The sequence below is a fragment of the Solitalea koreensis genome (genome assembly GCF_900182575.1).
Classification (GTDB): Bacteria; Bacteroidota; Bacteroidia; order Sphingobacteriales; family Sphingobacteriaceae; genus Solitalea; species Solitalea koreensis.
This window is the reverse complement of the sequence record NZ_FXSZ01000008.1, coordinates 80349-102215: the sequence shown is the minus strand read 5'-3', so window position 1 is coordinate 102215 and position 21867 is coordinate 80349. Positions and strand designations below refer to the sequence as shown.

Here is a 21867-nt window from a genome sequence, read left to right as displayed (position 1 = left end):
ATGAAGAAATACTTTTCCTTTCTTGCGCTTACAGCAAGTACAATTTTAGGGGCCCATGCCCAAAATTTCACCGAAATAAAAGGGGTTTCTAAAAAGTCGAAACCCTCTGAAGTTAAACTTTACAGAGTTGTTTACGGTCGGATGGAAGAATTTGCCTCGACTACGCCTTCTGCTAATGGTGCTTTCGGATTTAGTTTTCAACCGGATTACAAAGGTTTTTATGTAATTGGTATTGGCAATCCTACTCAAGGTACCCAAGACAAGTTTAAACTATACGTTAAAGGTAATGACAAGATCAATTTGGAATTGAATGATTCTACTTATGTTCTTACCGGCGAAAACACCAAAGAAAATCAGGTGTTGGCTCAATGGCAAAAGTTTGCCTATAAGATTGAGCGTAAATCCGTTTACTTTAATAAGACCAGAAGTATATATGTTGATTTTTTTCCTGATTTAGAAGCGGTTGCGACTCAAGTAAAAACCTGGACGAACGGCAAAGCAACTGGGAATGTGGAGTTTGATAAGTTAATGAAGCAAACTGTAGATTACGATCTTGCCTACTTCGCTTTGACGTTTTTAAGTACCCCACGAACTGTCCATCCAAAGGTTGAAGACTATACCTCATATTTGAAAAACTTTAATGCCGACCGGTTTATGCAAACTGAGGATCTATTGAAATTTCCTTATGGAACAAGGGTGCTTAGTAGTTTGATCAGTTTTAAAAATAGAGAATATGGCAAGTATGATTTGGATAAATATGTGATGTCTATTCCCAATGACAAACTAAAGGGGGAATATGTATTATCAAATGCTGTTAATACAAAGTCTTATACCAATTACCTTGAACTAGCTGAGAAATATGGCAAATACTTTTTAACCGAAGATCAAAAGGCTCGTGAAAAAAAAATTGCTGCCGGATTGGCCACGTTCAAACCAGGGGAGAAAGCCATCAACTTTACCTATCCTGATGCCGCAGGAAAACAAGTTTCCTTGACGGATTTCAAGGGTAAAATAGTGTTAGTGGATGTTTGGGCAACGTGGTGCGGTCCTTGCAAAAGGGAATTACCCTCACTAAAGCAATTGGAACAAGAATTTCACGGCAAAGATGTGGTGTTTTTGAGTGTTTCGGTGGATGAAGACAAGGATAAAGAAAAATGGTTGAAAATGATTAAGGATGAGCAATTGGGCGGAGTGCAGTTGTTTGCCAGTGGCTGGTCTCAAATCGCACAAGCTTATGGCATCAAAGGCATTCCTCGTTTCATGCTGTTTGATAGAAACGGAAATGTTATTAATGTGGATGCTCCTCGCCCAAGCGATCCTGCTCTTAAAGCAGTATTAGAAAATCAATTAGGTTTAAATTCAGCAAAGTCATTAGGCACAAAATAATAATTTATACCCCAGGTTTACGCTAAAAGAGCAACCAGCTTTTATGAAGGTTGCTCTTTTAGCTTTTTAGCTTGTTTAGGTTTTGTTATTCTGCAGGTTTTTGAGCAAGATTATTTTCTTGCTCAAATTTGTTTCGCTTTAAGTCGAACTCGGTTTGAGTTTCGTTAATGTGATCTACCATGTTTATTGCTTCCGAATAAATATCAGACAATTTCGTGTCGAGCATTTTGTCGCTTAATGTCATGTTATCGATTTCAAGTTTAGCAATCTTTTGAACAACAGCAGTTTCACTATTTTTCAAATCATCTAATTCTCTTAGGATTTTATCCATTAATTCTAATTTTTGAGTCGCTTCCATAAAATCTATTTTTTATTTTGGTTACTAAAAATCAACAATAGGGTAAGTGCTTTTATTTAAAACAAGATGATGATAAGTTTGTTTCCTTAATTACCCCAATAGCTACAAACAAAAAAGAGAGAAGCCGCCATAGCAGTTTCTCTCTTTTTTAATTTGTTCAATTATTACTTATAGATTCTGGGTAAACTTCTCCATTTTTTCATCTGGAATATCTTTTAAATCGAGTAAAAGGAATCCGTCCAGTGAATTTTCAAATTTAGGATCAATATTAAAGCATATGATGCGTGCGTTTAATTGTATGTATTGGCGCAACAACACAGGTAGCTTGTTTCCGCTTATTTCAATATCCGAAACGAGGTTATCAAGACTTTTGATTGATTTACTTTGCTCTACCAAAATATCGGTATCAACATTTTGATGCTTAGGTTGGAAACGGGTTTTAGGAGTAACGTACTGAGCAAGTTCTTCGTTCCAAAAGTTTTTTCTGATAACATCAATGATCAAGCTTTGTGAAAGATTGGTAAAGCTATTACTGATACTTACAGGTCCCATTAAATAACGATACTCAGGATTTTTCATCACATATGATCGAATCCCTTTCCAAAGCAAGAATAAAGGAAGTGGTTTTTGCTGATACTCTTTTACAATAAAAGAACGACCCAATTCCAGGGCCTCTTTCATAATATGGGTAAGAGGCTCCTGTATATTAAATAAGGTGTTAATATAAAAGCCTTTCTTTCCATATGCATAGTAAATGTCTTTTCCTTTCCCTATTCGATAAGCACCTACGATTTTACGACCTTCCTTATCCCAAATAAATAAATGGTGATAGTAAAGATCAAATTCATCAAGGTCGATCTTTTTGTTAGTTCCTTCGCCAACCGCACGGAAAGTAACCTCTCGTAAACGGCCAATCTCTTTTATAATATTCGGAATAACACTGGTTTTCGCGATAAAAACCTCATAGTTCTTCTCAGTATACACCAGAGAACTTTCTCTTACAGCTTCAATATCCTGCTCAATGAGTTGTTGCGGGACGGGATCAATGATATCTTCAGGTTGTTTTAGTACATTGAAAATGTCGGTTGAGAAAAAGAACTTACGAACTTCATCATTTTCGGTTAAGCTTGAACTTAATGCATAAGTTCTGGCGCGCAAATAACGCAATAAATTATTCGGATGATCAAACTGTTGAATCTCGTTAGTTGTAATCGGTTTTCCGATACGAACCTTTACTGTACGCCCTTTTTTATTTAGTAATTCATGAGGTAAACGAGCCGTACGCAGGGTAGGATGAATCATGTTGAGCAAATTGAACAGCACGCCGTTATTGCCATGAAAATAAACAGGCACCACCGGAACTTTACATTTACTGATGATTTTACCGATGGTTGGACTCCATTTTTTATCGGTTACCGTTTGTGTTTCTGCTTGATATGTGGATACCTCTCCTGCTGGAAATACCGCTATAGGTGTACCGTTTTTTAAAAGCTCCATAGTGGTTTTCATGCCTCCTAAACTCGAAACACTTTTCACCTCTTCAAATGGATTTACTGCAATAAAGTAATCGGAGATATTGGGGATTTTTTTGAGTAGAAAATTCGCCATCACTTTGGTGTCAGGGCGAACTTTCGAGAGCAACTTTAACAGAATCATGCCTTCTATACCACCATATGGATGGTTCGCGATGGCAACAAATCCACCTTCTTTGGGGATATTCTTCAAATCATCTTCGTCAAATTCAATATTTAAACCTAATGAATCGACTACTGCATCAACGAATTCAAGTCCTTGTCTATCTTGTATTTTAGCGTAAAAATCGTTTAGCTTATTCAGTTTTAACAAGCTCATTACCAGTTTGGACAATCCTGGCATTTTCAATTTGTTAAGTTTGGTTGCTGAAGCAAATTCTTCAGGTGTAATTAACTTCATCCTTTATATCAATAGAACCTCAAAAATAAAACTAAACTGTTACTATAGAAAACTTCCATGATAAATATAATGAAATTAATATTTCCTTATGTGTTTATCTTGTTATCTTAAGCTTACATTTTACACTATGCTTGAGTCATAAACGCATTTTGAATTTGATCGATACGGTACCTAAGTCAAATTTGCTATGACGATTAAAAAAAAATAATTCTATCCATGAAACAGTTTTTAAGACTTTGGTTTTCTTTCTCCAGAAAAGAGTTGAATGGTATTTTAGTACTCTTTGTTTTTATAGTACTGCTTATCTTTTCTAACTTTTACTTAGAAAGGATATTTATAAATGAGCCAATCGATTTTAAGAAATTCAATACAGAAATAGCGGCATTTGAAGCACAGTGTTCTCAGGATAGTAAACTTGAGGTAAAACAGGGTAGCAAGGTTTCAGAAAAAAAAGTAGAAGTAAAACGCTCGGTTAAGCTTTTTGCTTTCAATCCCAATAATTTATCAGAGGCCGATTGGAAACTATTAGGGCTCTCTGATAAGCAAATTCATGTTATCAAAAACTATGAAAGTAAAGGAGGACATTTTTACCGTAAAGAAGATCTCAAAAAAATGTATTCAATTTCGGCTGAAGAATATGCCAGATTAGAACCGTATATAACACTCAGTTCTAAAGAGAAATCGAAATCTCAAACTATTCCTTCAAATAAAGCTCAACAAATGAAGATTATTGAATTGAATGCTTCGGATTCTCTTGCATTGGTTGGACTCCCTGGTATTGGTCCTGCGTTTGCAACACGTATTATTAAATATCGCAACCGGTTAGGAGGATTTTATCAAAAAGAGCAGTTAATGGAAGTCTACGGTTTGGACAGTATGAAGTACAGTTCCGTTGAAAATTTAATAAAAGTAGATGCATCAACAATTAATAAAGTCAATATCAATTCCGCTGAATTTAGTGATCTTAAACGTTTCCCGTATTGGAGTTATAAACAAATCAATGTGCTGTTAAATTACAGAAAACAACATGGTTCCTTTAAAACGGTAGATGATTTGATGACAACAGGCGTAATTGATAAAAATACTTTAGTTAAACTTGCTCCATACTTACTCAGCAATTAAGCAATGACCATAGAACAAAAGTTGAAATCGGTTGTGAGAGATATAATCGATTTTCCTAAGGAAGGAATTGTTTTTAAAGATATTACGCCAATACTTAAAGATCCGGGTTTATGTCGCGAAATAGTTGACGAATACGTTCGTCAATTAGAAGGAATTCATATAGACGAAGTTGCCGCCATTGAAAGCAGGGGGTTTTTCTTCGGAGTGCTTATAGCGCAGCGATTAAACGTGCCTTTTGTCCCTATTCGAAAAAAGGGAAAACTTCCGTATAAAACCATCGCTCAATCTTATAAATTGGAGTACGGAGAAGCAATTATTGAGGTTCATGAAGATGCAATTGTTCCAGGGCAGTCGGTTTTAATCCACGACGATTTATTAGCAACCGGAGGCACAGTAGGGGCTGCAGCAAAATTAATTGAAAAGTTGGGTGCAAAAGTAGAAGCGGTGTCATTTTTGATTGAATTAGATTTTTTGAATGGAAGAGAAAAGCTAAAAGCTTGTTCTGAAAATATAATATCTTTGATTAGATATCCATAAGTCTAATTAATAACCCTGTTAATCAATTTATTATGACCAATTCAATGTATAATGCCTCTTTGGAAGGGGTTGACTTTTTCATTTCTGAAAATCTCAGAATGGTGAAGGAAACCGCAAGGGATTTTGCTGAGAAAAACATCCGACCGCATGTAATGGAATGGGATGAATCACAATATTTTCCTATAGAAACATTCAAGAAATTGGGAGAACTGGGTATGATGGGGGTTCTTGTGCCTGAAGAATACGGAGGGGCAGGTCTCGGTTATTTCGAATATGTGGCTATAATAGAAGAGATTGCTAAAGTATGTGGTTCAGTAGGACTTTCATTAGCCGCGCATAACTCACTTTGTACAGGCCATATTTTGTATTTCGGCAATGAAGAACAAAAAAAGCGTTGGTTACCTAAATTAGCTTCCGCTGAATGGATTGGGGCTTGGGGGCTCACCGAGGCTAACACCGGTTCAGATGCCTTACATATGAATACAACCGCTGTAAAAGATGGTGATTATTATATAATTAGCGGAGCTAAAAATTGGATTACCCACGGCAAATCAAGTAGCGTGGCTGTTGTAATGGCACGAACAGGGGAGAAGGGTAGTTCAAATGGCATTTCTGCTTTTGTAATTGAAAAAGGAACAGATGGGTTTGCACATGGTAAGAAAGAAAATAAACTCGGTATGCGTGCCTCCGAAACGACTGAGCTTATTCTCGATAACGTTCGCGTTCATAAGGATAATTTACTAGGAGAGGAAGGCGATGGGTTTAAACAGGCGATGAAAGTACTGGATGGCGGCCGGATTTCCATTGCTGCTCTTGCATTGGGTATTGCAAAAGGAGCTTTTCTTGCCGCCACCGCCTATTCGAAAGAACGTCATCAGTTTGGACAGCCAATTTGTGAATTTCAAGGCATCAGTTTTAAACTGGCGCAAATGGCTACCGAAATTGAGGCGGCCGAACTATTGATCCTTCATGCTGCCGATTTAAAAAATAAAGGAAAAAAATTAACCAAAGAGTCGGCCATGGCCAAATACTATGCTTCTGAAGTTTGCGTAAGAACAGCAAATGAAGCAGTGCAGATTTTTGGAGGATATGGTTACACTAAAGATTTTCCGGTTGAGAAATATTACCGAGATGCAAAACTATGCACTATTGGTGAAGGAACCTCTGAAATTCAAAAGATTGTGATTTCGCGCGAAATATTGAAATAAGTGCATAGGATGAGTTCTGAAAAATAAAAAGATAAATTATTTTTGATAATCAAGGTATTCGGCTTATCTTTGTCGTCCTTACGATTGGAGGTATATAAAAGGCTATGATCATTATTAATTTAAAAGATAACGAAACTATCGACAAAGCGCTTAAGCGTTTTAAGAAAAAATTTGAAAAAACTGGTGTTCTTCGCGAGTTGAGAAGTCGTCAGGCTTACGAGAAAAAGTCTGTAGCACGTCGTAACGTGGTTAAAAAGGCTGTTTACAAACAAACCTTACAACAAGAGAATCAATAATAATTCTGTTGTTTTATAATATTAATGGTCGTATATTTCACTAAATATACGACCATTTTTTTTTGATGCATATCGACCGTTTTCTCCGTTATTTAGAGTTCGAAAAGAGATTTTCTCCTCATACAATAGTTTCTTACAGTAGTGATTTACAGCAGTTTGTTGTTTTTCTTAATAGGTTTGAAATTAATGACCTTGCTCATGCAAATCATGAATTTATACGTTCATGGATTGTTGAACTCATGGATGAAACCATTTCCACTCGTACGATCAATCGTAAACTTTCAGCGCTTCGCACTTTCTACAAATTTCTTCTCAGGGAAAAAATAATAGAAACCGACCCTTTTTTAAAAGTTCAAACACCTAAAATGCAAAAACGGCTACCTGTTTTTGTTGAAACGCAGCATATGGATATGTTATTAGATAACATTGAGTTTACTGAAGGATTTGAGGGTATAAGAGATAAAATAATTATTGAAACCATCTATCAAACAGGAATACGTTTGTCAGAGTTGATCGGTTTAAAAGAGAGGGATGTTGATTTCTATAATAAAAGCATCCGAGTGTTAGGTAAGCGTAATAAAGAACGGCTTATTCCTTTTACAGAAACTTATCAACAATTACTTGCTAATTATTGCACTTCAAAAAAAAATACTGATTTTAATACACAAAATGAGTATTTATTCGTTACCAATAAAGGTGATAAGTTATATCCCAAATTTGTTTATAATTTGATTAATAAGTACCTTTCCTATGTATCGACAATAGAAAAAAAGAGTCCGCACGTGTTGCGTCATACATTTGCCACTCATTTACTCAACAAAGGAGCTGATTTAAATGCAATTAAAGAGTTACTCGGTCATGTAAGTCTTGCAGCTACTCAAGTATATACGCATAACTCTACTGATCGGTTAAAAAACATTTACAAACAAGCCCATCCAAGGGCATAATTTTAAAAAGGAGGAAATATGAAAATCCGTGTTCAATCAATTCGTTTTGACGCCGACATTAAATTGTTGGATTTTATCCAAAAAAAAGTAGATAAGCTCGACTCCTATTACGACCAAGTAATTGATGGTGATGTGTTCTTGAAATTAGACAGAGCAGAAGATACTGCAAATAAAATTGTGGAGATCAAATTGAATATACCCGGAAACTCATTATTCGTTAAAGAGCAACGTCAGTCATTCGAAGAAGCTACAGAATTGGCCTTGGATTCAATGTCTAAACAAATTAAAAAACACAAAGAAAAGCAACGTACGCACGCAGGTAAAGCTAAAGCTCCGATTATTGAGGAAGAAGAAGTATAAGTTTGAATCATTAAAATACTTATAATTTAAAATGCTCGGCACTTAGTCGAGCATTTTTTCTTACTGATAATCAGTAAGAAGAAAAAAAGGCGTGTTTTTTTTTATAAAATATTTTTGCGAATTGATCTAATAGTTTACTTTTGCAGCCGCTTCGGCGAGGTTCTTTGATGTACAAAAACAGATAATAGGGTTTATAAAGCCCGTTTTTCTCAAAAAAAATCTGAAAAAAATTAAAATAAATTTTGAACAGTATTTAAATTTTGTACATTTGCATTCCCTTAACAAAAGCACCTGTTAAACGGAAATGAAAAAAAAGAGAGTTCTTTAAATAATTAAATAATAAGCCTCCTTAGCTCAGCTGGTAGAGCAACTGACTTGTAATCAGTAGGTCATTGGTTCGATTCCGATAGGAGGCTCAAAAGTTTTGCGTGTAAATTCAAAACTTGGTCAGGGGGGGTTCCAGAGCGGTCAAATGGGACGGACTGTAAATCCGTTACTTCGGTTTCGAAGGTTCGAATCCTTCTCCCCCCACACCATTGGTTTTTGTGCAGATGGATTGAGTGGTTTTCAGATCATGTCAATTTTCGGGCTTCAAAAATGTTTGCGGGAGTAGCTCAGTTGGTAGAGCGATAGCCTTCCAAGCTATAGGTCGCGAGTTCGAACCTCGTCTCCCGCTCTTTAGTTAAATGTTTAAGTTAGCAGTTATACGTATTTTTGTAACAGAAGTACAGTAGCGGTTAACAATAAACTATTGACTGATGCCTTTGTAGCTCAGGGGTAGAGTGCATCCTTGGTAAGGATGAGGTCGGGGGTTCAATTCCCCCCAAAGGCTCTGGATTAGTTTAATCTAATTTTAATCAATTTATAAAAACTACATTAAGTAAATAATAAAATGGCAAAAGAAAAATTTGACCGTTCCAAAGAACACTTAAACATTGGAACTATTGGTCACGTTGACCACGGTAAAACTACCTTGACTGCCGCTATCACTAAAGTTTTAGCCGATGCAGGTTTGTCAGAAGCTCGTTCTTTCGATTCTATCGACTCTGCTCCGGAAGAAAAAGAACGTGGTATCACTATCAACACTGCACACGTTGAGTACTCAACAGCTACTCGTCACTATGCACACGTTGACTGTCCAGGTCACGCTGACTACGTGAAAAACATGGTAACTGGTGCTGCTCAAATGGACGGTGCTATCTTGGTTGTTGCTGCTACTGATGGTCCTATGCCACAAACTCGCGAGCACATCCTTTTAGCTCGTCAGGTAGGTGTACCTAAAATTGTTGTATTCATGAACAAAGTTGACATGGTTGACGACCCTGAGTTGTTAGACCTTGTCGAAATGGAAATTCGTGAATTGCTTTCATTCTATGAATTTGATGGTGACAACACTCCAATTATCCGCGGTTCAGCTCTTGGTGGCTTGAATGGTGATGCTAAATGGGTTGCAACTATCATGGAATTGATGAGCGCAGTAGATTCATACATCCCTGTTCCTCCACGTTTGAAAGATCTTCCATTCTTGATGCCTGTTGAAGACGTATTCTCGATCACTGGTCGTGGTACTGTAGCAACTGGTCGTATTGAGCGTGGTGTGATCAACTCTGGTGATCCAGTTCAAATCATTGGTATGGGTGCAGAAGATTTGAAATCAACTGTAACAGGTGTTGAGATGTTCCGTAAGATCCTTGACTACGGTGAAGCTGGTGATAACGTAGGTTTATTGTTACGTGGTATTGAGAAAACTGATATCCGTCGTGGTATGGTTATCGTGAAACCAGGTTCAGTAACTCCTCACGGTGATTTCAAAGCTGAGATCTACGTATTGAGCAAAGCTGAAGGTGGTCGTCATACTCCATTCTTCAACAAATACCGTCCACAGTTCTATTTCCGTACAACTGACGTAACTGGTGAGATTTCACTAGAGCCAGGAGTTGAAATGGTTATGCCAGGCGATAACGTTACTATCAATGTTAAATTGATTAGCCCAATCGCGATGGAAAAAGGTCTACGTTTTGCTATCCGTGAAGGTGGTCGTACCGTAGGAGCTGGTCAGGTAACTGAAATTGTTAAGTAATTTTAACAAAATATATTAGCAGAAGTGTTCCTTCTTTTTAACGGAACACTTCTGTTTTTAATCTTATACGGGTGTAGTTCAAGGGTAGAATGTCGGTCTCCAAAACCGCTGATGGGAGTTCGAATCTCTCCACCCGTGCTTAATATAGTTAATAGTTAATTTTCATTGTTTTAAAAGTACAGTGCTGAATTAACTATTAACTTTTTCATATATAAGAAAAACTTCAATGAGTAAGTTAGTAGAGTACATCAAAGGTTCTAAAGAAGAATTATTACACAAGGTAACTTGGCCAACATGGTCGGAGCTTCAAAACAGCGCAGTGGTAGTACTGATTGCATCTGGTATTGTTGCAGCTCTTGTATTTGCAATGGATCAAGTATTTGGTCATTATGTAATTCAATCCTTTTACAATTTGTTTTCATAATTGAGGAGCGTTAGGAAATGAGCGATCAATTAAAGTGGTACGTAGTTAGAGCTGTAAGCGGAAAAGAAAAGAAAGTTAAGCAATACATCGAGTCTGAAGTAAATCGTCTTGGCATTAACCACCTTATTCCTCAGGTTCTTATTCCAATGGAAAAAGTCTTTACAATGCGTGATGGCAAGAAAATTGCTAAAGAACGCAACTTTTTTCCAGGTTATGTACTTATAGAAGCACAGCTCGATGGCGAATTGGAACACATTATTAAAAATGTAAATAGCGTGATCGGTTTTCTTGGCGACAAGGGCGGTCAGGCAGTACCATTACGCCAATCAGAAGTTAACCGTATCTTAGGTAAGGTTGATGAGATGACAGAGAAAGGTGAAGCGATGAACGTTCCTTATTATGTAGGTGAAAACGTAAAAGTAATGGACGGTCCATTCAATGGCTTTACTGGTGTTATTGAAGAGGTAAACGAAGAAAAGAAAAAATTGAAAGTTATGGTTAAGATTTTCGGGCGCCGTACGCCACTTGAACTTAACTATATGCAAGTAGAAAAAGAATAGTACAATAAGTACATGTAAAAAAAAACTGAAAGTCGTTGGCTTTCAGTTTTTTTTATATTATCTTTGCGCTCCAATTAATTTTTAGTTGGCTTACAAATGTTACTTATTGCTTCCAACAATTGTTTAACATTTATTAACAAACAGAAAAATGGCAAAAGAAGTAGGTGCGATGGTTAAGTTGCAAATCAAAGGAGGAGCTGCCAATCCTTCACCTCCAGTAGGTCCCGCTCTAGGTGCCAAAGGGGTGAATATCATGGAGTTCTGTAAGCAATTTAATGCTAGAACCCAAGATAAACCAGGCAAAGTACTCCCTGTTGTAATTACTGTTTATGTTGACAAGTCATTTGAGTTTATCATCAAAACTCCTCCGGTAGCTATCCAGTTATTGGAATTGAGTAAATTGAAAAGCGGCTCAGCAGAACCTAATCGTAAAAAAGTAGCATCTGTTACTTGGGATCAGGTTAAAACGATCGCAGAAGATAAAATGCCTGACTTGAATGCATTTACGATCGAATCGGCAATGAAAATGGTTGCCGGAACAGCACGTAGTATGGGTATTACCGTTAGTGGTAATGCACCATGGAACTAATTTTTTAATTTATTAAGGGTAAAACAGTGGCAAGATTATCAAAAAATCGTAAAAAAGTATTATCCAAGTTGGAGCAAGGTAAAGCCTATACTCTTACTGAAGCCTCTGCCTTAGTTAAAGAAATCACCACTACTAAATTCGATGCTTCTGTTGATTTAGATATACGTTTGGGTGTTGACCCGCGTAAAGCTAATCAAATGGTAAGAGGTATCGCCGTATTACCTCACGGTACTGGTAAAACTGTTCGTGTTTTGGTACTTTGTACTCCAGATAAAGAACAGGAAGCTAAAGATGCCGGAGCTGATTACGTAGGATTGGATGATTATATTACTAAGATTGAGCAAGGATGGGTTGATGTAGATATCATCATCACCATGCCTAGCTGCATGGCGAAGGTGGGTAAATTAGGACGTGTCCTAGGCCCTCGTAACTTGATGCCTAACCCTAAGTCGGGTACTGTAACTAACGAAGTTGGTAAAGCAGTAACTGATGTTAAAGGGGGTAAAATTGACTTTAAAGTTGATAAAACCGGTATCGTTCACGCTTCAGTTGGTAAAGTATCATTTGCGCCGGAAAAATTATACGAAAATGCGTTAGAAGTAATTCAAACAATTTCTCGTTTAAAACCTTCAGCTGCAAAAGGTACATACTTTAAAAGCATCCACATGTCGAGCACGATGAGTGCAGGCATCCATGTTGAAACTAAATCTATAGCGGGGATCTAAGATATGAACAGAGAAGAAAAAAACGAAATCGTTCTTGGTCTTAAAGATAAGATTGAATCATTCGGTAGTTTTTATATTACTGATACTTCAAACCTCACTGTAGCGCAAGTTAACGTAATCAGAAGAAAATGCTTTGAAAAAGGTATTGCCTTCCAAGTAGCAAAAAACACCCTTATTCGTAAGGCAATGGAAGCTACTTCTGTTGATTATTCTCCATTATTCGGTTCTTTGAAAGGTACTTCAGCAATTATGTTCACCAATACTGGTAACGAACCTGCTAAGTTGATCAAAGAACTTCGTAAACCTAAAGGTGTTGAGAAGCCTATTTTAAAAGGAGCTTCAATCGAAACAGCATTCTTTATCGGCGATAATCAATTAGATACTCTTTCTAATATCAAATCTAGACAAGAGCTTATTGGTGATATCATTGGCTTGTTACAATCTCCTGCTAAGAACGTGGTTTCTGCGCTTCAATCAGGTGGTGGCAAGTTGGCTGGTATTGTTAAAACATTATCAGAGAGAGGTGCGTAAGCAGCCTAAAATAGCTTACAATTAATTTATTATAGTATTTAACCCAACAAAATTATATTAAAATGGCTGATTTAAAAGCGTTTGCTGAACAGTTAGTAAACTTGACAGTTAAAGAAGTTAACGAACTTGCTCAAATCATGAAAGATGAGTACGGTATTGAGCCTGCTGCTGCTGCACCTGTAATGGTTGCTGGTGGTGGTGCTGCTGCTGATGCTCCTGAAGAAAAAACTAAATTTGATGTAATTTTAGCTGAAGCTGGTGGCCAGAAATTGGCTGTTGTTAAGTTGGTAAAAGACTTAACTGGTCTTGGCTTGAAAGAAGCTAAAGACTTAGTTGACGGTGCTCCTAAACCTTTGAAAGAAGGAATTGCTAAAGACGAAGCAGAAGCTTTGAAAAAGCAATTAGAAGAAGCTGGTGCTAAAGTTGAAATTAAGTAATTACTTAATTCAAATATTCTAGGTAAAGACTCTCCCCAAAAAGGGAGGGTCTATTCCTATTTTTAGTATTGTAATCTCTACACGAAAGCCAGCAATTAATCCGTGGGTTCGTGAACACATACAAGTTGAAACTAATAGTAGTTTTTACTCTCAAATTAAAAACCCTTGACAAAGAACACTAATAATTCGCAAAGAGTAAGTTTCGCTAGAAGCAAGCACGTACTTGACTACCCGGATTTCTTAGATGTTCAATTGGAATCGTTTCGTCAATTCTTCCAATTGGATACAACGGCTGATAACCGTCACACAGAGGGCCTGTTCAAAGTGTTCAGCGAAAACTTTCCGATCTCTGATTCTCGAGGCATTTTTGTGCTCGAGTTCCTTGATTATTTCATTGATCCACCTCGTTATGATATACAAGAATGTATCGAACGCGGTTTAACGTACAGTGTACCTTTAAAAGCTAAACTCAGGTTGTATTGTACCGACCCTGAGCATGAAGATTTTGAAACAATTGTTCAAGATGTTTATCTGGGTACCATTCCTTACATGACGCCGAAAGGTACGTTTGTAATTAATGGTGCTGAACGTGTTATTGTTTCTCAATTACACCGTTCTCCAGGTGTGTTTTTCGGTCAGAGCCGTCACACCAATGGTACTAAATTATACTCTGCCCGTGTAATTCCTTTCAAAGGTTCATGGATCGAGTTTGCTACCGACGTTAATAACGTGATGTATGCATACATCGATCGTAAGAAAAAGTTCCCGGTTACCACCTTATTACGTGCTATCGGTTACGACTCTGATAAAGACATTCTTGAACTATTTGATCTTGCTGATGAAGTAAAAGTTAGCAAATCAGGATTGAAGAAATATGTTGGCCGTAAACTGGCTGCAAGGGTTCTTCGCAAATGGGTAGAAGATTTCGTGGATGAGGATACCGGTGAGGTTGTTTCTATCGACCGTAATGAGGTTATTCTTGAACGCGAAACTATTCTTGAAGACGATCACATTGACATGGTGATCGATGCTGGCGTAAAATCAATCATCTTTACAAAAGATGATACCAGTACCGCTGATCATGCCATTATTTATAATACGCTCCAGAAGGATACTTCTAACTCGGAGAAAGAGGCGGTAGAGCATATCTATCGTCAGTTGCGTAATGCAGAACCACCTGATGAAGAAACTGCTCGTGGTATCATTGAGCGTTTGTTCTTCTCTGATAAACGTTACGATTTAGGTGATGTAGGTCGTTACCGCATTAACCGTAAATTGAAATTAGATACGCCTGATGAAGTAAAAGTATTAACTAAGCAAGATATCATTGCTATCGTGAAGTACTTGATCAAATTGATCAACTCTAAGGCTGAGGTGGATGATATTGACCACTTATCGAATCGTCGTGTTCGTACAGTAGGTGAGCAGTTGTATGCACAATTTGGTGTTGGTTTGGCACGTATGGCACGTACAATTCGTGAGCGTATGAACATTCGCGACAACGAGGTGTTTACTCCAACTGACCTTATCAATGCACGTACACTTTCATCGGTAATTAACTCGTTCTTCGGAACCAACCAGTTGTCACAGTTCATGGACCAAACCAATCCACTGGCAGAGATTACGCATAAGCGTCGTCTGTCGGCCCTTGGACCTGGTGGTCTTTCTCGTGAGCGTGCTGGTTTCGAGGTTCGTGACGTTCACTACACGCACTACGGTCGTTTGTGTACCATCGAAACTCCAGAGGGACCGAACATTGGTTTGATTTCATCTCTTTGCGTTCACGCGAAGATCAATAATTTAGGTTTCATTGAAACTCCATATCGTACCGTTGATAATGGTAGAGTCGTGGTTGAAGAGCCGGTTACTTATCTTTCAGCTGAAGACGAAGATGGAAAAACCATCGCTCAGGCAAATGCACAGTACGATGATAAAGGTAATTTCCTTACTCCACGTGTAAAAGCACGTTTTGAAGGTGACTTCCCAATTATCGAGCCTGAGAAACTGGATATGATTGACATTGCTCCGAATCAGATTACTTCTATCGCAGCATCGTTAATTCCGTTCCTTGAGCATGATGACGCCAACCGTGCCCTGATGGGGTCCAACATGCAGCGTCAGGCAGTTCCTTTGTTGAAACCTGAATCTCCAATTGTGGGTACGGGGCTGGAAGGCCGTGTAGCTACCGATTCACGTGTATTGATGAATGCAGAAGGTGACGGTGAAGTAGTTTACGTAGATGCTAACAAGATCACCATTCGTTACGACCGTAACGAAGAAGATCGTTTAGTTTCATTCGACGGAGACGAAAAATCTTACACGCTTACTAAGTTCAAGAAAACAAACCAGAGTACCTGTATTAACTTGAAACCTATCGTTAAGAGAGGCCAACGTGTTACTAAAGGTCAGGTATTAACTGAAGGTTATGCTACTCAAGATGGTGAATTAGCACTAGGTCGTAACTTGAAAGTGGCATTCATGCCATGGCAAGGTTTTAACTTTGAGGATGCGATTGTAATTTCAGAGCGTGTTGTAAGTCAGGATATCTTTACTTCTTTACACATTGAAGAATTCGAACTTGAAGTTCGTGATACTAAACGGGGTGAAGAGGAATTAACTCCAGATATTCCTAACGTTTCTGAAGAAGCAACCAAAGATCTTGATGAAAACGGTATTATCCGTGTTGGAGCCGAAGTAAAAGAAGGAGATATTCTAATTGGTAAAATTACTCCAAAAGGTGAATCAGATCCTTCTCCAGAAGAAAAATTACTTCGTGCTATCTTCGGTGATAAAGCTGGTGATGTAAAAGATGCTTCATTAAAAGCTTCTCCTTCTATCAGTGGTGTTGTTATCGATACCAAATTATTCTCACGTGCTAAGAAAACTTCGAAGAGCGATGAGAAAGCACAATTAGAGAAGGTTGAAAATAGACATAATAGCAATAACGCTAAGTTAAAAGAAACCTTGATTGAAAAACTGTTCGAAATTGTGAACGGTAAAACTTCTCAAGGTATTTACAATAACTATAAAGAGTTATTAATTGCTAAAGGAGTGAAGTTTACCCAGAAAATGCTGGCTGAACTTGTCTACGAAAATATTAACCCTACTAAATGGACAACCGATAAGGATAAAAACGACCAGATCAAGTTATTGATCCATAACTATGGTATCAAAATGAACGAAGAACTGGGAGAATATCGTCGTCTTAAATTCGCTATCAGCGTTGGAGATGAGCTGCCTTCAGGTATTGTTCAAATGGCTAAAGTTTATGTTGCTAAAAAACGTAAACTGAAAGTGGGTGATAAAATGGCGGGTCGTCACGGTAATAAAGGTATTGTAGCTCGTATCGTTCGCGATGAAGATATGCCATTCCTTGAAGATGGAACTCCTGTTGATATTGTATTGAACCCTCTTGGTGTACCTTCGCGTATGAACTTGGGACAGATTTACGAAACTGTTCTTGGTTGGGCTGGTAAAGAGTTAGGTGTGAAATTCGCTACTCCGATTTTCGATGGTGCAAGCCATACCGAAGTTGAAGAGTGGGTGAAAAAAGCCGGTGTTCCTGAGTCAGGTAGAACTTACTTATACGACGGTTTATCAGGTGAGCGTTTCCACCAACCAACTACTGTAGGTATCATCTATATGCTGAAACTAGGTCACATGGTTGATGATAAGATGCACGCGCGTTCTATCGGACCATATTCACTTATTACTCAGCAACCATTGGGTGGTAAAGCACAGTTTGGTGGTCAGCGTTTTGGTGAGATGGAGGTATGGGCACTTGAGGCATTCGGTGCAGCAAACATCCTTCAGGAAATTCTTACCGTTAAGTCTGACGACGTTATCGGACGTGCTAAAACTTACGAGGCAATTGTTAAAGGTGAAAACTTACCAACTCCAGGTGTTCCTGAATCATTCAACGTATTGGTTCATGAGTTACGCGGTTTAGGTTTAGAAATCACATTAGACTAATTATAGAATGAAGAATGATAGGATAGTGAATCATCACTATTCTATCATTTAATAATTCGCTCATTCAACAACAGATTATGTCATACAAAAAGGATAATAAGATCAAAAGTAATTTCACCAAAATTACTATCAGCCTTGCTTCTCCGGAGTCAATCCTGGAGCGCTCAAGTGGCGAGGTTTTGAAGCCTGAGACGATCAACTACCGTACTTACAAGCCTGAGCGTGATGGTTTGTTCTGCGAACGCATTTTCGGTCCTGTAAAGGATTACGAATGTGCCTGCGGAAAATATAAGCGTATCCGTTACAAGGGCATTGTGTGTGACCGTTGTGGTGTGGAAGTAACTGAGAAAAAGGTTCGTCGTGAACGTATGGGGCACATCAACCTGGTTGTTCCAGTTGCTCATATTTGGTATTTCCGTTCGTTGCCGAACAAGATTGGTTACTTATTAGGTCTTCCTACTAAGAAATTGGACTTGATCATTTACTACGAACGTTATGTGGTTATTCAAGCCGGTATTAAAGGAAATGACGGTATTCAGTATTTAGACTTCTTAACTGAAGAAGAATACTTGGATATCTTGGATACCTTACCAAAAGAAAACCAATATTTAGATGATAAGGATCCTAATAAATTTATCGCTAAGATGGGTGCAGAAGCACTACAAGATCTTCTTGGTAGATTGAAATTGGATCAGCAATCATACGACTTACGTCACCAAGCTGCTAATGAGACGTCTCAACAGCGTAAGAACGAAGCGCTAAAGCGTTTGCAAGTTGTTGAGGCCTTCCGTGGAGCTAACGATCGTATCGAAAATCGTCCTGAATGGATGATTGTTAAGATCGTTCCTGTAATTCCTCCTGAATTACGCCCATTGGTTCCTTTGGATGGTGGTCGTTTTGCTACTTCTGATTTGAACGACCTATACCGTCGTGTAATCATTCGTAACAATCGTTTGAAACGTTTGATCGAGATCAAGGCTCCTGAAGTGATTTTACGTAACGAAAAACGTATGCTTCAAGAGGCGGTTGACTCTTTATTTGATAACTCACGTAAAGTTAATGCCGTTAAAACTGAAGGTAACCGTGCATTGAAATCGCTTTCAGATATTTTGAAAGGTAAACAAGGCCGTTTCCGTCAGAACTTGTTAGGTAAACGTGTTGACTATTCTGCTCGTTCTGTAATTGTTGTAGGTCCTACGTTGAAACTACACGAGTGCGGCTTGCCAAAAGATATGGCGGCAGAGTTGTTTAAACCATTTATCATACGCAAGATGATTGAGCGTGGTGTGGTTAAAACAGTAAAATCAGCTAAAAAAATTGTTGACAGAAAAGATCCTTTAGTTTGGGATATCCTTGAAAACGTGTTAAAAGGGCATCCGGTTATGTTAAACCGTGCTCCTACACTTCACCGTTTGGGTATTCAGGCTTTCCAGCCAAAACTTATTGAAGGTAAAGCGATCCAGTTGCACCCATTAGTGTGTACAGCGTTCAACGCCGACTTTGACGGTGACCAGATGGCGGTACACGTACCACTAGGTCATGCGGCAGTTTTGGAAGCTCAAATCTTGATGTTGGCTGCTCACAATATCTTGAACCCTGCTAACGGTACTCCAATCACGGTACCATCTCAGGACATGGTATTGGGTCTGTACTACATAACCAAAGGAAGAAAATCAACTCCTGAACATCCAGTAATTGGTGAAGGGTTGACATTCTATTCTCCTGAAGAGTTAATCATTGCTTACAATGAAAAACGTGTTGCACTTCACGCCTTTATCAAAGTGAAAACTAATGTTAAAGATGAGAATGGTAACATTGTTAAGAAAATAATTGAAACTACTGTTGGTCGTGTGCTCTTCAATCAGGTAGTACCTACTGAAGCTGGCTATATTAACGAATTGCTTACCAAAAAATCGCTTCGTGATATTATTGGCGGTATCGTTAAGCAAACTGGTATGGCACGTGCAGCACAATTCCTTGATGATATTAAGGAATTAGGTTTCCAAATGGCGTTCAAAGGAGGGTTGTCGTTCAATTTGAAAGACGTTACTATTCCGGCTGAAAAGAGTACCTTGTTAAGTCAGGCGCAAGAAGAGGTTGATGAAGTAATGAATAACTATAACATGGGTTTCATTACCAACAACGAGCGTTACAATCAGGTAATCGATATCTGGACTCGTATCAACTCTCGCTTAACTGATAACGTGATGAAACAATTGGCTAACGATAACCAAGGTTTCAACTCTGTGTACATGATGCTTGATTCAGGAGCCCGTGGTTCTAAAGAGCAGATTCGTCAGCTTTGCGGTATGCGTGGTTTGATGGCTAAGCCTCAGAAATCAGGTTCAGGTGGTGAAATTATTGAAAACCCGATTCTTTCAAACTTTAAAGAAGGTTTGTCGGTACTCGAGTACTTTATTTCAACTCACGGTGCGCGTAAGGGTCTTGCGGATACGGCTTTGAAAACTGCCGATGCGGGTTACCTTACTCGTCGTTTACATGACGTAGCGCAAGATATGGTTGTTTCTGAGCTCGATTGCGGTACCTTACGTGGGGTATTGACTTCAGCATTGAAAGATAACGAAGAAATCGTTGAGCCATTGTACGAGCGTATTCTTGGTCGTGTATCTCTGAATGATGTAGTTGATCCATTAACAAATGAATTGCTCGTGTCAGCAGGGGAGGATATTTCCGAAGAGATTGCTAAGAAAATTGAAGATTCAGCAGTTGATGCTGTTGAAATACGTTCAGTTTTAACTTGTGAATCTAAACGCGGTACTTGTGCTAAATGTTACGGTCGTAACCTTGCGACTGGTAAATTGGTTCAAATTGGTGAAGCAGTCGGTGTAATTGCTGCACAGTCAATCGGTGAGCCTGGTACACAGCTTACACTTCGTACGTTCCACGTCGGTGGTACGGCATCGAATATTGCTGCTGAGTCACAAATTATTGCTAAGTTCCCTGGTAAACTGGAATTCGAAAACATTCGTACCGTTACCTTGAAATCTAAAGGTGCTGATGATATTCAAGTTATCTTAGGTCGTGCCGGTGAGGTTCGATTAATTGAAGAAACTACCGGTAAGGTGATTATGACCAATAACATTCCTTATGGAGCTCACTTGTTTGTTCAAGATGGTCAAAAGGTTGAAAAAGGTGCACCTATCTGTAGCTGGGATCCATACAATGCTGTAATCGTTTCTGAATATACTGGTAAAGTTGAATTTGAAGCTATAACTGAAGGTATTACCTTCCGTGAAGAATCAGATGAGCAAACTGGTCACAAAGAAAAAGTAATCATTGACAGCCGTGATAAAACCAAGAACCCGATTATTCGAATTGTTGGTAAAGATGGCGAGAAATCATACAGTATTCCTGTAGGTGCTCACATCGCGGTTGATGAAAACGAAAGCGTTTCATCAGGTCAGGTACTTGTTAAGATTCCTCGTTCGGCGGGTAAAACCCGAGATATTACCGGTGGTCTTCCGCGTGTAACCGAGTTGTTCGAAGCTCGTAACCCATCTAACCCTGCAATCGTTACGGAAATTGACGGTGTTGTTACTTTAGGTGGTGTGAAACGTGGTAACCGCGAAATCACTATCGAATCAAAAGATGGTGAAGTTAAAAAGTATCTTGTTTCCTTGTCGAAACACATCCTTGTTCAGGATAATGACTTTATCAAAGCAGGTATGCCGTTATCAGATGGTTCTATCAGTCCTACCGATATTTTGGCGATCAAAGGTCCGGGTTCGGTGCAAGAATACCTGGTAAATGGTGTACAAGAGGTTTACCGTTTGCAAGGTGTGAAGATCAACGATAAGCACTTCGAGGTGATTGTTCACCAGATGATGCAGAAAGTGATCATTGACGATGCTGGTGATACTCGTTTCCTAGAAAAAGAAGCAGTTGATAAACTTGACTTTATGCATGAGAACGACTATATCTTTGATAAAAAAGTTGTAGTTGATCCGGGAGATTCTCCTAATCTTAAAGCAGGTCAAATTATCACCGTACGTAAACTACGTGATGAAAACTCAGTGCTGAAACGTAAGGATATGAAGCAAGTTGAGGCGCGCGATGCAATCGCAGCTACTTCAGGACCATTGTTGCAAGGTATTACCCGTGCTTCATTAGGTACGAAGAGCTTTATCTCAGCGGCATCGTTCCAAGAAACTACAAAAGTACTGAACGAAGCAGCTATCGCTGGTAAGTCTGACGGTTTGTTAGGTTTGAAAGAGAACGTTATCGTAGGTCACTTGATTCCTTCAGGAACAGGTATGCGTATGTACGATCGCATGATCGTAGGTTCTCAAGAAGAATACGACAAATTGTTAGCTTCTAAAGACGATGAATAAGCTTTTTGCTTAAAAATAACAGAACAGGCTACTCCAAAAGGGTAGCCTGTT

The 21867-nt window shown here is 38.5% G+C and carries 18 protein-coding genes and 5 tRNA genes; 21 read left to right on the top strand and 2 right to left on the bottom strand.

From position 1 onward, the window contains the following. Positions 1 to 1386: a TlpA family protein disulfide reductase gene (locus FN756_RS14580; RefSeq protein WP_221929056.1), complete on the top strand. Its 1386-nt coding sequence runs from the start codon at positions 1 to 3 to the stop codon at positions 1384 to 1386. Between the two features lie 85 nt (positions 1387 to 1471). Here FN756_RS14580 and FN756_RS12155 read toward each other — a convergent pair whose 3' ends face one another. Continuing rightward, positions 1472 to 1744 carry a hypothetical protein gene (locus FN756_RS12155; protein WP_142604378.1) on the bottom strand — a complete coding sequence of 91 codons (273 nt, stop codon included), beginning with the start codon at positions 1742 to 1744 and terminating at the stop codon, positions 1472 to 1474. 168 nt (positions 1745 to 1912) lie between these two features. After that, entirely contained in the window at positions 1913 to 3676 is a 1764-nt protein-coding gene (locus tag FN756_RS12150) for a lysophospholipid acyltransferase family protein (RefSeq protein WP_142604377.1), read from the bottom strand. Positions 3677 to 3892: 216 nt separating this feature from the next. Between FN756_RS12150 and FN756_RS12145 the strand changes: the two genes are divergently transcribed. From FN756_RS12145 to rpoC, 20 genes are all read left to right on the top strand, one after another. Beyond that, complete coding sequence (locus FN756_RS12145) at positions 3893 to 4798, top strand: ComEA family DNA-binding protein (protein ID WP_142604376.1); 906 nt, start codon at positions 3893 to 3895, stop codon at positions 4796 to 4798. 3 nt (positions 4799 to 4801) lie between these two features. Continuing rightward, positions 4802 to 5335 carry an adenine phosphoribosyltransferase gene (locus FN756_RS12140; RefSeq protein ID WP_142604375.1) on the top strand — a complete coding sequence of 178 codons (534 nt, stop codon included), beginning with the start codon at positions 4802 to 4804 and terminating at the stop codon, positions 5333 to 5335. A 32-nt stretch (positions 5336 to 5367) separates the two neighbouring features. Next, on the top strand, positions 5368 to 6543 hold the full coding sequence (locus tag FN756_RS12135; RefSeq protein ID WP_142604374.1) for an acyl-CoA dehydrogenase: 1176 nt from the start codon (positions 5368 to 5370) through the stop codon (positions 6541 to 6543). Positions 6544 to 6647: 104 nt separating this feature from the next. Next, entirely contained in the window at positions 6648 to 6839 is a 192-nt protein-coding gene (rpsU, locus tag FN756_RS12130) for a 30S ribosomal protein S21 (protein ID WP_142604373.1), read from the top strand. A 65-nt stretch (positions 6840 to 6904) separates the two neighbouring features. Then, positions 6905 to 7786 (top strand): site-specific tyrosine recombinase/integron integrase, encoded by an 882-nt coding sequence (gene xerA / locus FN756_RS12125; RefSeq protein ID WP_142604407.1) that lies wholly within the window; start codon positions 6905 to 6907, stop codon positions 7784 to 7786. 18 nt (positions 7787 to 7804) lie between these two features. After that, positions 7805 to 8146 carry a ribosome hibernation-promoting factor, HPF/YfiA family gene (gene hpf / locus FN756_RS12120; RefSeq protein WP_142604372.1) on the top strand — a complete coding sequence of 114 codons (342 nt, stop codon included), beginning with the start codon at positions 7805 to 7807 and terminating at the stop codon, positions 8144 to 8146. A 343-nt stretch (positions 8147 to 8489) separates the two neighbouring features. Then, positions 8490 to 8562, top strand: a tRNA-Thr gene (locus tag FN756_RS12115). A 34-nt stretch (positions 8563 to 8596) separates the two neighbouring features. Then, positions 8597 to 8677: transfer RNA gene (locus FN756_RS12110), tRNA-Tyr, on the top strand. Positions 8678 to 8749: 72 nt separating this feature from the next. After that, positions 8750 to 8822: transfer RNA gene (locus tag FN756_RS12105), tRNA-Gly, on the top strand. Between the two features lie 84 nt (positions 8823 to 8906). Beyond that, a tRNA-Thr gene (locus tag FN756_RS12100) sits at positions 8907 to 8978 on the top strand. Between the two features lie 60 nt (positions 8979 to 9038). After that, the gene (tuf, locus tag FN756_RS12095; protein WP_142604371.1) at positions 9039 to 10226 is read left to right on the top strand and encodes an elongation factor Tu; all 1188 of its coding nucleotides are present in this window, start codon (positions 9039 to 9041) and stop codon (positions 10224 to 10226) included. Positions 10227 to 10293: 67 nt separating this feature from the next. Beyond that, a tRNA-Trp gene (locus tag FN756_RS12090) sits at positions 10294 to 10364 on the top strand. An 88-nt stretch (positions 10365 to 10452) separates the two neighbouring features. Beyond that, a complete protein-coding gene (gene secE, locus FN756_RS12085; RefSeq protein ID WP_142604370.1) occupies positions 10453 to 10650 on the top strand; it encodes a preprotein translocase subunit SecE in 198 nt (65 codons plus the stop codon). A gap of 17 nt (positions 10651 to 10667) precedes the next feature. Continuing rightward, on the top strand, positions 10668 to 11210 hold the full coding sequence (gene nusG, locus FN756_RS12080; protein ID WP_142604369.1) for a transcription termination/antitermination protein NusG: 543 nt from the start codon (positions 10668 to 10670) through the stop codon (positions 11208 to 11210). A gap of 148 nt (positions 11211 to 11358) precedes the next feature. After that, positions 11359 to 11799, top strand: a complete 441-nt coding sequence (gene rplK, locus FN756_RS12075; RefSeq protein ID WP_142604368.1) for a 50S ribosomal protein L11 — start codon at positions 11359 to 11361, stop codon at positions 11797 to 11799. A gap of 26 nt (positions 11800 to 11825) precedes the next feature. Further along, on the top strand, positions 11826 to 12524 hold the full coding sequence (gene rplA, locus FN756_RS12070; RefSeq protein WP_142604367.1) for a 50S ribosomal protein L1: 699 nt from the start codon (positions 11826 to 11828) through the stop codon (positions 12522 to 12524). A 3-nt stretch (positions 12525 to 12527) separates the two neighbouring features. Then, a complete protein-coding gene (gene rplJ / locus FN756_RS12065) occupies positions 12528 to 13055 on the top strand; it encodes a 50S ribosomal protein L10 (RefSeq protein WP_142604366.1) in 528 nt (175 codons plus the stop codon). 62 nt (positions 13056 to 13117) lie between these two features. Next, on the top strand, positions 13118 to 13492 hold the full coding sequence (gene rplL, locus FN756_RS12060; RefSeq protein ID WP_142604365.1) for a 50S ribosomal protein L7/L12: 375 nt from the start codon (positions 13118 to 13120) through the stop codon (positions 13490 to 13492). Positions 13493 to 13657: 165 nt separating this feature from the next. Then, entirely contained in the window at positions 13658 to 17464 is a 3807-nt protein-coding gene (rpoB, locus tag FN756_RS12055) for a DNA-directed RNA polymerase subunit beta (RefSeq protein WP_142604364.1), read from the top strand. Positions 17465 to 17541: 77 nt separating this feature from the next. Continuing rightward, positions 17542 to 21816 (top strand): DNA-directed RNA polymerase subunit beta', encoded by a 4275-nt coding sequence (rpoC, locus tag FN756_RS12050; protein WP_142604363.1) that lies wholly within the window; start codon positions 17542 to 17544, stop codon positions 21814 to 21816. Positions 21817 to 21867: the final 51 nt, after the last annotated feature.